We start from the raw sequence: 13,839 nt of genomic DNA, 5'->3' as shown, positions 1-13,839 counted from the left end.
TTAAACCGCAGCGTTGTAGAACTGCTCGCCGGATTTCTGATCCATCAACGCATGCTCAATGGCCGCCTGGTGCACTTCGTCAGCGTGATCCTCACGCGCTTCGGGCAGGATGCCCAGACGGCTGAACAACTGCATGTCCTTGTCGGCCTGAGGGTTGGCTGTGGTCAGCAACTTCTCGCCATAGAAAATCGAGTTGGCCCCAGCAAAAAACGCCAGCGCCTGCATTTGCTCGTTCATGGCTTCACGCCCGGCCGACAGTCGCACATGGCTCTGCGGCATCATGATCCGCGCCACTGCCAACATGCGAATGAAGTCGAAGGGATCGATGTCCTTGGCGTTTTCCAACGGCGTGCCGGCAACTTTCACCAGCATGTTGATTGGCACCGACTCGGGGTGCTCCGGCAGGTTGGCCAGTTGAATCAGCAGATTGGCGCGGTCATCCAGCGACTCGCCCATGCCCAGGATCCCGCCGGAGCAGATTTTCATCCCGCTGTCGCGCACATAGCTCAGGGTTTCCAGGCGCTCGCTGTAAGTGCGCGTGGTGATGATGCTGGTATAGAAGTCCGGCGAGGTGTCGAGGTTGTGGTTGTAGTAATCAAGACCGGCGTGGGCCAGCGCCGCGGTTTGCTCCTGATCGAGTTTGCCCAGGGTCATGCAGGTTTCCAGGCCGAGGGCCTTGACCCCTTTCACCATCTCCAGCACGTAAGGCATGTCCTTGGCGGACGGATGCTTCCAGGCGGCGCCCATGCAGAACCGGGTGGAACCAATCGCCTTGGCGCGCGCGGCTTCTTCCAGCACGGCCTGCACTTGCATCAGCTTCTCTTTAGCCAGGCCGGTGTTGTAGTGACCCGACTGCGGACAATATTTGCAATCTTCCGGACAGGCGCCGGTCTTGATCGAAAGCAAGGTCGAGACCTGCACCCGATTGGCATCGAAATGCGCGCGGTGAACAGTTTGCGCCTGGAATAACAGGTCATTGAACGGCTGGACGAACAACGCTCGGACTTCGGCTAAAGACCAATCATGTCGCAAGTTGGCAAGGCTGCTGGCGCTCATCGGCGTATCTCTTGTTTATGCTTTGACTTGAACCTGAAGCAAGCGCCTCAGGCACGGCACGGATGCTCGGCATGTTTAAGGATGAACGATGAACTGTCAACCACAATGGATAAAGCTGGTTTACATCTGGCTATTAAGTAACCAATCATGCTTATTGTGCGATGAATCAACCGATGACGGGCTGGCCATGTGCACACCCTGCGAACTTGAGCTTCCGTGGCTGGGCGACAGTTGCCAGCGTTGCGCCTTGCCGCTGCCCATGGCAGGACTGACGTGTGGTCACTGCATCAGGCACCCCCCTGCCTTTGAGGCTGTGCATGCGCCTTGGGCCTACAGCTTTCCCGTAGACAGCCTGATCATCCGTTTCAAACACAACCGAAAATGGCCCTATGGTCGATTATTAGCCGAACTTCTAAGTCAATCGCTGCTCGATAGCTTCAACTCCGGCACCCCTCGACCCGATGTCCTGTTGCCCGTACCCCTGTCTACCCGGCGTCTGCGCAAACGCGGTTACAACCAGGCAGCAATGCTCGCTCACTGGCTCAGCCCGCTCGTGACCATCCCTTGCCATGAGCATTGGCTGCTGCGCACTCAGGACACCCCCGCGCAACAGGCGCTGGATGCCAAAACCCGCAAGCGCAATTTGCTCCAGGCATTCACCCTCGCCCCCGGGGTGCAGGTGAACGGCCTGCACCTGGCGCTGGTGGATGACGTGCTGACCACCGGTGCCACCGCTGAAAGCCTGGCCCGCCTGCTGATCAAGGCCGGTGCGCGACGGGTCGACGTGTATTGCCTGGCCCGCACCCCCAAGCCTGATGGGCCGCCTTGACGTGACCAGGTTGTACAGGCACTTTCCAGCCTTCAACCGCTTTGCGAATCCGTCGTCATGCACTTGCCCACTCTGCTCACGCAACACATCGTCCGCCGCCCCCAGCGCATCGCCTTGCTGCAGCATATTGCCGAGCAAGGTTCGATCACCGCCGCGGCAAAAAGCGCCGGTATCAGCTACAAGGCTGCGTGGGACGCCATCGATGAACTGAATAACCTGGCGCAAACCCCACTGGTGGAGCGCATCGTGGGCGGCAAGGGCGGCGGGGGCGCCCGCCTATCGGTGGCAGGCGAGCGCGTGTTGCGGCTTTACCAGCGTCTACAAGCCCTGCAAAGCCAGGTGCTGGACGCGACCGAAGACGTCGAAGACCTCGACCTGCTCGGTCGATTGATGCTGCGCACCAGCGCTCGTAACCAGCTGCACGGCAGCGTGATTGCCATTCATGGGCATGGCCACTACGACCTGATCCACCTGGAACTCCCCGGCGGTCTCACCCTGCAGGCACAAATCACCCGCGACAGCACCCAGCGCCTGGAACTCGCAATTGGCACCCCGGTGGTGGCACTGATCAAGGCCGGCTGGCTGCAAGTGATCGATACCCGGCAGGATATCGCTGCCGGACACAACCATCTGCATGGCCAGGTAGAGCAGATCCTGCAGGCCGATAATGGTCCCAGCGAAGTGCGCATCAGCCTGCCCAACGGGCAAACCCTTTGCGCCCTGACAGAGCAGCAGCACCTTGAAACACTCGGTTTGCAAGCCGGTAGCCCGACCCGGGTGCAGTTCGCGCCGTCTCTGGTACTGCTCGGTACCCCGCTGTAACTGCGTGTTGAAACATCCCTGTCACACCCGCTGATTAAGGTGACTGCAAAAATCGTCACGAGCCCAGCCTGCCATGAACCTATTAGAAGAAGATCAATCCACCGACCTTGAGCAAATCGTAGGCCTCAGTCGACGGGGGTTTATCAGCGCCGGTGCGCTGTGCGGTGCCGCAATGTTTTTGGGGGGCGGTCTTCTGAGCCGCAGCGCACTGGCTTCAAGCATCAGTGCCGGCACCAGCCAACTGCTGGGGTTTGACAGCATCGCTGCCGCCACTGCCGACAGCATCAGCCTGCCACCCGGCTACCGCTCGGCGGTGCTCATCAGTTGGGGGCAACCTCTGCAAGCCAACGGCCCCGCATTTGATTCCAGCGGCAACGGCAGCGCCGATGCTCAGGAAGTGCAGTTCGGTGACAACAATGACGGCATGAGCCTGTTCGCCTTCCCGGATGACCCGAACCGCGCCCTGATGGCGATCAACAACGAATACACCAACTATCGCTACCTCTATCCTCATGGCGGCCAGCCCACCTCTGCGCAAGAGGTGCGCAAGGCCCAGGCCAGCGAAGGCGTGTCAGTCATCGAGATCCAGCGTAAGGGCGATGCCTGGCAGTTTGTTCAAGGCTCGCCCTTCAATCGCCGTATTCATGGCAACACACCGATTCGGCTTGGCGGCCCGGCAGCGGGCCACGCGCTACTGAAAACCCGGGCAGACAACACAGGTACCCGCGCACTGGGGACGTTCCAGAACTGCGCCAATGGCAAAACCCCATGGGGCACCTACCTCACCTGCGAAGAGAACTTCACGGATTGCTTTGGCAGTTCAGACCCCGCGCAGGCTTTCGACCCGGCGCAAAAGCGCTATGGCGTGGTTGCCGCCAGCAAAGAGATCGACTGGCATCTGCACGACCCGCGCTTCGATATCGCGGTCAATCCCAACGAACTCAATCGCCACGGCTGGGTCGTAGAGATCGACCCGTTCGATCCCCAGTCGGTGCCGGTCAAACGTACCGCGCTGGGCCGCTTCAAGCATGAAAACGCGGCTCTGGCCGAAACCCTCGACGGCCGTGCCGTGGTGTACATGGGCGACGACGAACGTGGCGAGTTCATTTACAAGTTCATTAGCCGCGACAAAATCGACCACAAGAACCCCAAGGCCAACCACGATCTGCTCGACCAGGGCACGCTCTACGTCGCGCGCTTCGATGCTGGCGACAAGAACCCGGACCGCCCCAGAGGCCAGGGCCAGTGGATCGAATTGAGCCACGGCAAAAACGGCCTCGACAGCAGCAGCGGTTTCGCCAATCAGGCTGAAGTATTGATCCACGCCCGCCTGGCGGCCAGCGCGGTCGGCGCAACGCGCATGGACCGCCCGGAATGGATCGTGGTCAGCCCCAAGGATGGCCAGGTCTATTGCACCTTGACCAACAACGTCAAACGCGGAGAAGACGGCCAGCCGGCCGGTGGCCCCAACCCGCGCGAGAAAAACGTGTATGGGCAGATCCTGCGCTGGAAGGAACGCAACAACGACCACGCGGCGGCGGCATTTGACTGGGATTTGTTTGTGGTGGCGGGCAACCCGGTTGTGCATGCCAAAACCCCGAAAGGCGGCTCGGCCAACATCACCCCGCACAATATGTTTAACAGCCCCGATGGCATGGGGTTCGATGATGCCGGACGGTTGTGGATCCTGACAGATGGCGACGCCAGCAATGCCGGCGACTTTGCCGGGATGGGCAACAACCAGATGCTGTGCGCCGATCCTGCCAGCGGGGAAATCCGTCGTTTCATGGTCGGCCCGGTGGGCTGCGAAGTCACGGGTATCAGCTTCTCGCCGGATTACAAAACCCTGTTTGTCGGCATCCAGCACCCAGGCGAAAACGGCGGCTCAACGTTCCCTGAACACCTGCCCAACGGCAAACCGCGCTCCTCGGTCATGGCCATCAGCCGTGAGGACGGCGGTATCGTCGGGGCTTGAGACGACCACAGGCCTTGTAGCCGCTGCCGCAGGCTGCGAAAAGGGCCGCAGGACCTTCAATCTTTCAGGGTCGCTGCGTCACCCATCGCAGCCTACGGCAGCAGCTACAGGGGTTGGCAGAGCGGCTCCGCCCATTTCAGTCGCCCTCTGCCAACCGGTCTGCGCTAACATGCATGGCCGGACGCGGCAGCCTGCTGCGCGCAGGAGTCAGCATGTCTCATCCGTTTGCAACACTTACCCCAGATCTGGTGCTCGATGCCGTCGAAAGCATCGGTTTCTTGAGCGATGCCCGTGTGCTTGCGCTCAACAGTTATGAAAACCGTGTGTACCAGGTCGGTATCGAAGACTCGGAACCGCTGATCGCCAAGTTCTACCGTCCTCAGCGCTGGACCAACGAAGCGATCCTCGAAGAACATCGCTTCACGTTCGAGCTGGCCGAGTGCGATGTTCCTGTTGTCGCGCCCATGATTCACAACGATAAAAGCCTGTTTGAGCATGCCGGGTTTCGCTTTACCCTGTTTCCGCGCCGCGGCGGCCGTGCGCCTGAGCCCGGCAACCTCGACCAGCTGTACCGCCTCGGGCAACTGCTGGGCCGCTTGCATGCCGTGGGTGCAACCAAGCCGTTTGAGCACCGCGAAGCGCTGGGCGTGAAAAACTTCGGTCACGACTCGCTGACTACCTTGCTTGAAGGCAATTTCATTCCTCGTAGCCTGCTCCCGGCCTACGAGTCCGTGGCCCGGGACCTGCTCAAGCGCGTCGAAGACGTGTACGCCGCCACACCGCACACCAACATCCGCATGCACGGTGATTGCCACCCCGGCAACATGATGTGCCGCGACGAGGTGTTCCATATCGTCGACCTCGATGACTGCCGCATGGGCCCCGCGGTACAGGATTTGTGGATGATGCTGGCGGGCGATCGCCAGGAGTGCCTGGGCCAGTTGTCTGAGCTGATGGACGGCTACAGCGAGTTCCATGACTTCAACCCTCGTGAACTGGCGTTGATCGAACCGCTGCGCGCCCTGCGCCTCATGCATTACAGCGCCTGGCTTGCCCGTCGCTGGGACGACCCGGCCTTCCCCCACAGCTTTCCCTGGTTTGGCACCGAACGCTATTGGGGCGATCAGATACTGGCCTTGCGCGAGCAATTGTCGGCCCTGAATGAAGAGCCATTGAAACTGTTCTGACCTACTCGAAAACCGATCCTGTAGCCGCTGCCGAAGGCTGCGTCCGGCGGCAACGCCGTCGTAAAGCCTGCGACCGGGATCTCCTGGGGGAACCTGGTCCTCAGGATTTACGATCGCTTCGCAATCGGACGTAGCCTTCGGCAACTGCTACAAATTTTGCTTACACTCTTCTTCTCTTTTCGTCCGTTAGTTGCCTAAGCAAGGATTCTGCATGCAAGCCGCCAACCCGCGTCGCGGGTACATCTTAGGCCTCAGCGCCTATATCATCTGGGGACTCTTCCCGCTCTACTTCAAACTGCTGGCCAGCGTACCCGCGGCCGAAATCATCGTGAACCGGGTGCTCTGGTCTGCGTTGTTCGGGTCGTTGTTGCTGCTGTTCTGGAAACACCCCGGCTGGTGGCAGGAACTGCGCGACAACCCCAAGCGCATCGGTGTGCTCACCCTCAGTGGTCTGTTGATTGCCGGCAACTGGCTGACTTATGTGTGGGCCGTGAACAACGACCGCATGCTGGAAGCCAGTCTGGGTTACTACATCAACCCGCTGGTGAACGTGCTGCTCGGCATGTTGCTGCTGGGCGAGCGCCTGCGCCGCCTGCAGTGGATCGCCGTCGGGCTGGCAGCCGTGGGTGTGGCCCAACAGGTATGGCAAGTCGGTAGTTTGCCGTGGGTGTCACTGGTACTGGCGCTGACCTTTGGTTTTTACGGACTGATCCGCAAGCAGGCACCGGTCCAGGCGCTGCCGGGCCTGGTGGTGGAGACATGGATTCTGGTGCCCATCGCAATAGGCTGGTTGCTGATGCACCCGGGCGCCAATAGCGCCCAGGCAGCGTTCTGGACCAGCTCCGAAGCCTGGTTACTGGTCGCCGCCGGCCCGGCCACGCTGATCCCGCTGGTGTGCTTTAACGCCGCTGCGCGACATCTGCCCTACACCACTCTGGGCTTCATGCAGTACCTGGCCCCCACTCTGGTGCTGATCCAGGCCGTTCTGCTGTTTGGCGAGCATTTATCCGACAGCACGTTGATCGCGTTCATGTTCATCTGGGCCGGATTGGTGGTGTATAGCCTCGATGCCTGGTTCAGCATGCGCCGCCGTAACTGATCAAAAAACGTACAGATCGTTGCAGGCCTTGCCCTATAAGGCCTGCAACATGTTCTCCAAAGGTTATCCACAGGCGGATGCAGCGTTTCATGGGATAACCCCTGTGGATTAATCGTCGGTGCGCAGCATCAGCTCAACCACCAGTTCGTCGGCCAGGGTTTCAAGGCGCCGTTGCAACACCTCCAGCGACAACGTCAACGGCACGGCCAGTATCGCTTCGGCGTGAAACAACGGCTCATTGCTCATGGGAGCAGGCCGCACATCGGTCACCAGCCGCTCCAGGTTGACGCCGTGCTCCGTCAGCACCTGGGTAATGTCACGCACAATGCCGGGACGGTCGTTACCCACCAGTTCCATCGCGATGGGCTTCCAGGTGCAGGATTGCTCAATCCCGCTTTCAGCAATCAAGACCCGAATCCCTTCCGCACTCAAACCTTGTAGCGCATCCACCAATCCGTCATGGGCTTCGGCAGGCACGCCTACGCGCAGGATCCCGGCAAATTGTCCGGCCATTCGCGACATTCGACTTTCCAGCCAATTGCCGCCGTGTTCTGCGATGCACTGAGCGATACGCTCAACCTGCCCGGCCTTGTCCTGAGCAAAGACCGTAATCACGAGATGGTTCATGGCGCGGCTCTCTTGTTAGGAATCGGTTGAGTATAGGCACTGAGCGCCACATCGACGCAGGCCTTGCAGGCGCCAGGGCGATAAAGAATTGTGTACTGTTTTTATAATTATCTGGAACAACCTATGTATTTCTTGAGAACATCCTGTTCTTCTATGTGACCGATCGCCTGAAAACGGTCGAAGAACGACGTGATTAGTCTGATTTTCACATCTGCAATTGATCATGTAGTATGCCCCGGCGACCACTACATAATTAGCAACACGGTTCGCCAAGGCGTCTGCTATACCCCGTACAACCCCGCCAGCATGAGCTCACGCGGTGTTTTGAGAAGCGCTCCAGGCTTTAAATAAAAATGAGTGAGGCAAGCAATGACTGAACACGTTCAAGTCGGTGGCCTGCAGGTCGCCAAAGTCCTGTTCGACTTCGTAAACAACGAAGCCATTCCCGGTACCGGCCTCGACGCCGACCAGTTCTGGGCCGGTGCTGACAAGGTCATCCATGACCTGGCACCCAAGAACAAAGCACTGCTCGCCAAACGCGATGATCTACAGGCGCGGATTGATGCCTGGCACCAGACTCATGCCGGCAAAGCCCATGACGCCGTGGCTTACAAAGCCTTCTTGCAAGATATCGGGTATCTGCAGCCAGAAGCTGCGGATTTCCAGGCAACGACGCAAAACGTCGATGACGAAATCGCCCGCATGGCTGGCCCGCAGCTGGTGGTGCCGGTCATGAATGCACGCTTTGCCCTCAACGCCTCGAATGCCCGCTGGGGCTCGCTGTACGACGCGCTGTATGGCACCGATGCCATCAGCGAGGCCGATGGCGCAACGCGGGGCAAAGGCTATAACAAGGTCCGTGGTGACAAGGTCATCGCCTTCGCCCGCGCTTTCCTGGATGAGTCCGCGCCACTGGCCACCGGCTCTCATGTTGACGCCACGGCTTATGCGATTGTCGACGGTGCCCTGCGCGTCACGCTCAAGGGCGGTGCCCACTCGGGCCTGCGCGACACTGCGCAATTGATCGGCTACCAGGGTGAGGCCACAGCACCGATTGCCATCCTGCTGAAACACAACGGCCTGCATTTCGAAATCCAGATCGACGCTTCCAGCGCCATCGGCCAGACCGACGCGGCCGGCGTTAAAGACGTGCTGATGGAATCCGCCCTGACCACCATCATGGACTGCGAAGACTCGGTCGCCGCCGTCGATGCGGATGACAAAGTGGTGATCTACCGCAACTGGCTTGGCCTGATGAAGGGCGACCTGAGCGAGCAAGTGTCCAAGGGCGGCGAAACCTTTACCCGCACCATGAACCCGGATCGCGCGTACACCACGCCTGAAGGTGGCACCGTCAATCTGCACGGTCGTTCCCTGTTGTTCGTGCGTAACGTGGGCCACTTGATGACCATCGACGCGATTCTCGACAAGAACGGCAATGAGGTGCCCGAAGGCATCCTCGATGGCCTGCTGACCAGCCTTGCCGCGATCCACAGCCTCAATGGCAAGTCCTCGCGCAAAAACAGCCGCACCGGCTCGGTGTACATCGTTAAGCCAAAGATGCACGGTCCTGAAGAAGCGGCGTTCACCAATGAGCTGTTCGGTCGCATCGAAGACGTGCTGAAGCTGCCACGCAATACGCTCAAAGTCGGGATCATGGACGAAGAGCGCCGCACCACGATCAACCTCAAGGCGTGTATCAAAGCTGCCAGCGAGCGTGTGGTGTTCATCAACACCGGCTTCCTGGACCGCACCGGCGACGAGATCCATACCTCGATGGAAGCCGGGCCGATGGTGCGCAAGGCAGACATGAAAGGCGAAAAGTGGATTTCGGCGTATGAGAACAACAACGTCGATGTCGGCTTGAGCACTGGCCTGCAAGGCCGTGCGCAAATCGGCAAAGGCATGTGGGCCATGCCCGACCTGATGGCCGCGATGCTGGAACAGAAAATCGCTCACCCGCTGGCCGGTGCCAACACCGCCTGGGTGCCTTCACCGACCGCCGCTGCCTTGCACGCGTTGCATTACCACAAGGTCGACGTATTTGCCCGCCAGGCCGAGCTGGCCAAGCGCGCACCGGCATCGGTAGATGACATTCTGACCATTCCGCTGGCGGTGAATCCGCAGTGGAGCGCCGAGCAGATCCAGAACGAGCTGGACAACAACTCGCAAGGCATTCTGGGTTACGTGGTGCGCTGGATCGATCAGGGTGTCGGTTGTTCGAAAGTACCCGACATCCATGACGTCGGTTTGATGGAAGACCGTGCAACGCTGCGTATTTCGAGCCAGCACATCGCCAACTGGCTGCGTCATGGCATCGTCAACCAGGCTCAAGTCCTCGAAAGCCTCAAGCGCATGGCCCCTGTGGTCGACCGTCAAAACGCCAACGACGCCCTGTACCGTCCGCTGGCACCGGACTTCGACAGCAACATCGCCTTCCAGGCGGCGGTCGAACTGGTGATCGAAGGCACTCGACAGCCCAATGGCTACACCGAGCCGGTGCTGCATCGCCGTCGACGTGAGTTCAAGGCTAAAAACGGCGTGTAAGTAAGCGCTCGCTAAAGCCCGGCCTGAATGAACAACACCCCAAACGCTGGATACCCGTCCGGCTTTTGGGGTGTTTTCATCAGCGGCTACGGTCGACAACGACAGCCGCCTGTTCTCAGGTTTTCGGGATCACTGGTCTGGCAGGTGCAACTCGCGCCTGATGAGTTCCAGTAATCTCTCGACATCTATCGGCTTGAGCAGAAAATCCACCACGCTCAGGTGCATGGCATCGATCGCATCCCGAACCTCTGCATTGCCGGACATGATGATCACCGGCAAGGCCGCCAGTTCCGAATGGCGTACCTTGCGAGTCAGGTGCAAGCCATCATGGGGTTCCATGCGCAGGTCAGTCAGGATCAAACCGATAGACGTGTTGGACTTGAGCAGCGCCAGCGCTTCAGCTTCATTACTGGCGGCCACGCAGTCAATGCCGTGCAATTCCAGCAACTCTAACATCAGCTCCCGAGACGCCTCGTCATCTTCCACCAGCAACACGCAATCCTGGGCCGAAGGTGCTTGCATCACCTCTTTCAAGGCCTCACGTTCATCGTCGGTCAAAATATCGTGTTCTGTCATACAGGTCTCGAAAGCTGCGCTATCAGCTGAGTATCCCAGTGGCGTAGTCGGCTATCCCTCTATCGTGTCCCAATGTGCGCTTTGACGCGTGTATTTCCAAGCCCTCCAGCGTAAGAAAACAGCAAAAAGCCCATGAGTTTTTTCAAAAGCCGTCCACGGGTGCCTCTCCATAGACTTACGTCCAATGGGCACCCACGTAAAGACAACCGAGCATGAAGGAATGAGACACCTCGTGGGGCGCGCCCCACCCCGTCATAACAACAACGGCTAACCAAAGGCCAGGCACGCGGTAATGGCAATGAGCAAATCGGATGCGTTTCTCCAGGCAGGGAAAACAGCAGTGCTGCAGAACATTCACGGCACCATGCAGTTTTTGCAGCGATTCCCGCCCTTTAACCAAATGGAAAACACTCACCTGGCGTACCTGGTCGAGCAGTGTCAACTGCGCTTCTATGGCCCCGGTGAAAGCATCATCCGGCCAACTGACGGGCCGGTGGAGCACTTTTACATCGTCAAGCAAGGCCGTGTCGTGGGCGAACGCACCCATGTAGGTCGCGAAGAAGCGCAAACCACCTTTGAAATCACCACCGGTGAGTGCTTCCCCCTTGCAGCCTTGCTGGGCGAACGTGCCACCCGCACCGAACACCGCGCCGCCGAAGACACGTTTTGTCTGCAGCTGAACAAGCTGGCCTTTATCAAGCTGTTTGCCCTGTCGGAAGAGTTCCGCGACTTTGCCCTGCGTGGCGTCAGCAGTTTGCTCGACAAAGTGAATCAGCAGGTTCAGCAGAAAGCCGTTGAAACCCTTGGCACCCAATACTCGCTCAATACCCGCCTGGGTGAGCTGGCCATGCGGCACCCTGTGATGTGCCGCCCCGAAACCGCTCTGCGCGAAGCCGTGCGCCTGATGCATGAGCAACAGGTCGGCAGTATCGTGGTGGTCGACGCGCAGCAGGCGCCATTGGGAATTTTTACCTTGCGTGACCTGCGCCAGGTGGTGGCCAGCGGTCTTCAGGATTTCGAGCAAGCCATCCACTTGCACATGACCCCGCAGCCGTTTTACCTGAGCCCAGACCACAGCGCTTTCGACGCCGCCATTGCCATGACTGAACGGCACATTGCCCATGTGTGTCTGGTCAAGGATCAACGCCTGTGCGGCGTGGTGTCCGAACGCGACTTGTTTTCCCTGCAACGGGTGGACCTGGTGCACCTGGCCCGCACCATTCGCCACGCACCACGGCTGGAGAACCTGATCAATCTGCGCGGTGAAATAGGTCAACTGGTGGACAGGATGCTGGCCCACGGCGCCTCCTCTACCCAGATCACTCACCTCATCACCCAGCTCAACGACCACACCGTGCGCCGGGTAATCGAGCTGGTACTGGCCGACAAAGGCGACCCTGGCGTGCCCTTCAGCTGGCTGTGCTTTGGCAGCGAAGGCCGGCGCGAGCAAACGCTTTTCACCGATCAGGACAACGGCATTCTGTTCGACGCCAAAGACGGCGCCGAGGCCGCCGATATCCGTCAGCGCCTGCTGCCCATCGCGCAGCAAATCAACCAGCATCTGGCTGCCTGCGGCTTCACCTTGTGCAAGGGCAACATCATGGCCGGCAACCCCGAGCTGTGCCTGTCACGTGCGGAATGGGCCCGACGTTTTGCCGCGTTTATCCGCGAGACCACCCCCGATAACCTGCTGGCATCCACCATCTACTTCGATTTGCGCGTGGTCTGGGGGGATAAACAAGGCTGCCAGCAGTTGCGCCGCGGCATTCTGGAGCAAGTGGCCGATAACCGACTGTTCCAGCGCATGATGGCCGACAACGCGCTGCGCCATCGTCCGCCCGTGGGGCGTTTCCGCGAGTTTGTGCTGGAACGCAAAGGCAGCGACAAGGCCACCCTGGACCTTAAAATCCAGGGTCTGACACCTTTTGTCGACGGCGCCCGGCTGCTGGCACTGGCCCATGGCGTCGAAGCCAACAACACCCTGGAACGGTTACGCCAACTGGTGACATTGAACGTGATTGATCCGCAGGACGGCGCAGCCTATGAAGAGGCGTATCACTTTATTCAGCAAACCCGCATGCAGCAGCATCAACGGCAAACCCGGGAAAACCGCCCGTACTCCAATCGACTCGACCCTGACCAATTGAACCAGCTGGATCGGCGGATCCTGCGTGAGGCGCTGCGCCAGGCCCAGCGCCTGCAAAGCAGCCTGGCCCTGCGGTACCAGTTATGAGTTTTCTGTCCTGGCTGTTACCCCGTAAAAAGCCGGTGTTGAGCCTTGAGCAACAACAGCGCGTGTTGCAACTGCCGCCTGCCGCGGGGTGGAGCGATATGTCTTTGCGCCAGCAGCGCTGGGTTGTTGTCGATCTGGAAACCAGTGGTTTGAACCTCAACCGCGATCAGGTGCTGTCGATTGGCGCGACAGTGATTGAAGACGGGGCGATCGATCTGGGCCAATCGTTTGAACGCACCTTGTTGCGCGCTCACACCCCGCTCAACCCCAGCGTGCTGTTACATGGTCTGGGGCCCGGTGCGATTGCCGCCGGCAGCGACCCCGCGCAAGCCCTGCTGGATTTTCTGGCATTTGTCGGTGAGAGCCCGTTGCTGGCGTTTCATGCACCGTTTGACCAGCACATGCTGGCCCGGGCCCTGAAGGACAGCCTTGACTACCGCTTGCAGCACCCGTTCATGGATGTAGCAATGCTGGCCCCCATGCTCTGCCCGCAGGTCACCCAGCGTGATGCGGGGCTGGATCGGTGGATTGAGCACTTCAACCTGCAGATTGAAAACCGCCACAACGCCAGCGCCGATGCCTTGGCCACCGCCGAACTGGCGTTGATCCTGTTCAGCCGGGCCCGGGCCCAAGGCATTCACAGCCCGCTTGCCCTGCAACAACGGCTGAACCAGTGGCAACGGCGCAAACAGGTCCACAGCTTCTAAGCATGGCAGCACACCTTCTCGCAGCCTTCGGCAGCGATGACAGGCGCAGTAGTCTGAAAACACCGGGGCGTATCCAATGGGGCGCGCGACAGGGTTGCCGTAGCAGTTGACGAGTGGAACGAGGCTACGTCCGGCTTTTGATCTGGCTGCCTGCCATCCGATGAGTGTCAATTGCGCATCA

General features: G+C 59.7%; 11 protein-coding genes. 8 read left to right on the top strand and 3 right to left on the bottom strand.

The genetic code is table 11. From position 1 onward, the window contains the following. Positions 1 to 1,056 carry a biotin synthase BioB gene (bioB, locus tag DQN55_RS02080; protein ID WP_048380805.1) on the bottom strand — a complete coding sequence of 352 codons (1,056 nt, stop codon included), beginning with the start codon at positions 1,054 to 1,056 and terminating at the stop codon, positions 1 to 3. 88 nt (positions 1,057 to 1,144) lie between these two features. Here bioB and DQN55_RS02075 point away from each other — a divergent pair, with 88 nt between their 5' ends. The 5 genes from DQN55_RS02075 (at position 1,145) to rarD (ending at position 6,968) form a co-directional block, all read left to right on the top strand. Beyond that, entirely contained in the window at positions 1,145 to 1,885 is a 741-nt protein-coding gene (locus DQN55_RS02075; protein ID WP_048380807.1) for a ComF family protein, read from the top strand. A 57-nt stretch (positions 1,886 to 1,942) separates the two neighbouring features. Continuing rightward, the gene (locus DQN55_RS02070; RefSeq protein ID WP_048380809.1) at positions 1,943 to 2,707 is read left to right on the top strand and encodes a TOBE domain-containing protein; all 765 of its coding nucleotides are present in this window, start codon (positions 1,943 to 1,945) and stop codon (positions 2,705 to 2,707) included. A gap of 73 nt (positions 2,708 to 2,780) precedes the next feature. Beyond that, on the top strand, positions 2,781 to 4,682 hold the full coding sequence (locus DQN55_RS02065) for a PhoX family protein (RefSeq protein WP_048380811.1): 1,902 nt from the start codon (positions 2,781 to 2,783) through the stop codon (positions 4,680 to 4,682). A gap of 212 nt (positions 4,683 to 4,894) precedes the next feature. Next, on the top strand, positions 4,895 to 5,869 hold the full coding sequence (locus DQN55_RS02060) for a serine/threonine protein kinase (protein ID WP_048380813.1): 975 nt from the start codon (positions 4,895 to 4,897) through the stop codon (positions 5,867 to 5,869). Positions 5,870 to 6,080: 211 nt separating this feature from the next. Continuing rightward, positions 6,081 to 6,968 (top strand): EamA family transporter RarD, encoded by an 888-nt coding sequence (gene rarD, locus DQN55_RS02055; RefSeq protein ID WP_048380815.1) that lies wholly within the window; start codon positions 6,081 to 6,083, stop codon positions 6,966 to 6,968. Between the two features lie 108 nt (positions 6,969 to 7,076). Here rarD and DQN55_RS02050 read toward each other — a convergent pair whose 3' ends face one another. After that, positions 7,077 to 7,595 (bottom strand): glycine cleavage system transcriptional repressor, encoded by a 519-nt coding sequence (locus tag DQN55_RS02050; RefSeq protein WP_048380817.1) that lies wholly within the window; start codon positions 7,593 to 7,595, stop codon positions 7,077 to 7,079. A gap of 369 nt (positions 7,596 to 7,964) precedes the next feature. On the opposite strand from DQN55_RS02050, the gene DQN55_RS02045 reads away from it, so the two are divergent. Beyond that, positions 7,965 to 10,142, top strand: coding sequence for a malate synthase G (locus tag DQN55_RS02045; protein ID WP_048380819.1), 2,178 nt, complete (start codon positions 7,965 to 7,967; stop codon positions 10,140 to 10,142). Positions 10,143 to 10,271: 129 nt separating this feature from the next. On the opposite strand, the gene DQN55_RS02040 is transcribed toward DQN55_RS02045, so the two are convergent. Next, the gene (locus DQN55_RS02040; protein WP_048380820.1) at positions 10,272 to 10,718 is read right to left on the bottom strand and encodes a response regulator; all 447 of its coding nucleotides are present in this window, start codon (positions 10,716 to 10,718) and stop codon (positions 10,272 to 10,274) included. Positions 10,719 to 11,016: 298 nt separating this feature from the next. Between DQN55_RS02040 and DQN55_RS02035 the strand changes: the two genes are divergently transcribed. Together DQN55_RS02035 and DQN55_RS02030 are read left to right on the top strand one after the other, a co-directional pair. Next, the gene (locus tag DQN55_RS02035; RefSeq protein WP_048381680.1) at positions 11,017 to 12,951 is read left to right on the top strand and encodes a putative nucleotidyltransferase substrate binding domain-containing protein; all 1,935 of its coding nucleotides are present in this window, start codon (positions 11,017 to 11,019) and stop codon (positions 12,949 to 12,951) included. Next, a complete protein-coding gene (locus tag DQN55_RS02030; protein WP_048380822.1) occupies positions 12,948 to 13,658 on the top strand; it encodes a 3'-5' exonuclease in 711 nt (236 codons plus the stop codon). Before DQN55_RS02035 ends, DQN55_RS02030 begins: the two co-directional genes overlap by 4 nt. Positions 13,659 to 13,839 lie beyond the last annotated feature (181 nt).

Origin of the sequence: Pseudomonas taetrolens, assembly GCF_900475285.1 — a bacterium.
Classification (GTDB): domain Bacteria; phylum Pseudomonadota; class Gammaproteobacteria; order Pseudomonadales; family Pseudomonadaceae; genus Aquipseudomonas; species Aquipseudomonas taetrolens.
This window is presented reverse-complemented; position numbering and strand designations above follow the sequence as displayed.

What these genes read in the sequence shown, in the direction of transcription:
- bioB (WP_048380805.1), bottom strand. Translation starts at nt 1,056, where the DNA reads ATGAGCGCCAGCAGCCTTGCCAACTTGCGACATGATTGGTCTTTAGCC.
- DQN55_RS02075 (WP_048380807.1), top strand. Translation starts at nt 1,145, where the DNA reads ATGAACTGTCAACCACAATGGATAAAGCTGGTTTACATCTGGCTATTA.
- DQN55_RS02070 (WP_048380809.1), top strand. Translation starts at nt 1,943, where the DNA reads ATGCACTTGCCCACTCTGCTCACGCAACACATCGTCCGCCGCCCCCAG.
- DQN55_RS02065 (WP_048380811.1), top strand. Translation starts at nt 2,781, where the DNA reads ATGAACCTATTAGAAGAAGATCAATCCACCGACCTTGAGCAAATCGTA.
- DQN55_RS02060 (WP_048380813.1), top strand. Translation starts at nt 4,895, where the DNA reads ATGTCTCATCCGTTTGCAACACTTACCCCAGATCTGGTGCTCGATGCC.
- rarD (WP_048380815.1), top strand. Translation starts at nt 6,081, where the DNA reads ATGCAAGCCGCCAACCCGCGTCGCGGGTACATCTTAGGCCTCAGCGCC.
- DQN55_RS02050 (WP_048380817.1), bottom strand. Translation starts at nt 7,595, where the DNA reads ATGAACCATCTCGTGATTACGGTCTTTGCTCAGGACAAGGCCGGGCAG.
- DQN55_RS02045 (WP_048380819.1), top strand. Translation starts at nt 7,965, where the DNA reads ATGACTGAACACGTTCAAGTCGGTGGCCTGCAGGTCGCCAAAGTCCTG.
- DQN55_RS02040 (WP_048380820.1), bottom strand. Translation starts at nt 10,718, where the DNA reads ATGACAGAACACGATATTTTGACCGACGATGAACGTGAGGCCTTGAAA.
- DQN55_RS02035 (WP_048381680.1), top strand. Translation starts at nt 11,017, where the DNA reads ATGAGCAAATCGGATGCGTTTCTCCAGGCAGGGAAAACAGCAGTGCTG.
- DQN55_RS02030 (WP_048380822.1), top strand. Translation starts at nt 12,948, where the DNA reads ATGAGTTTTCTGTCCTGGCTGTTACCCCGTAAAAAGCCGGTGTTGAGC.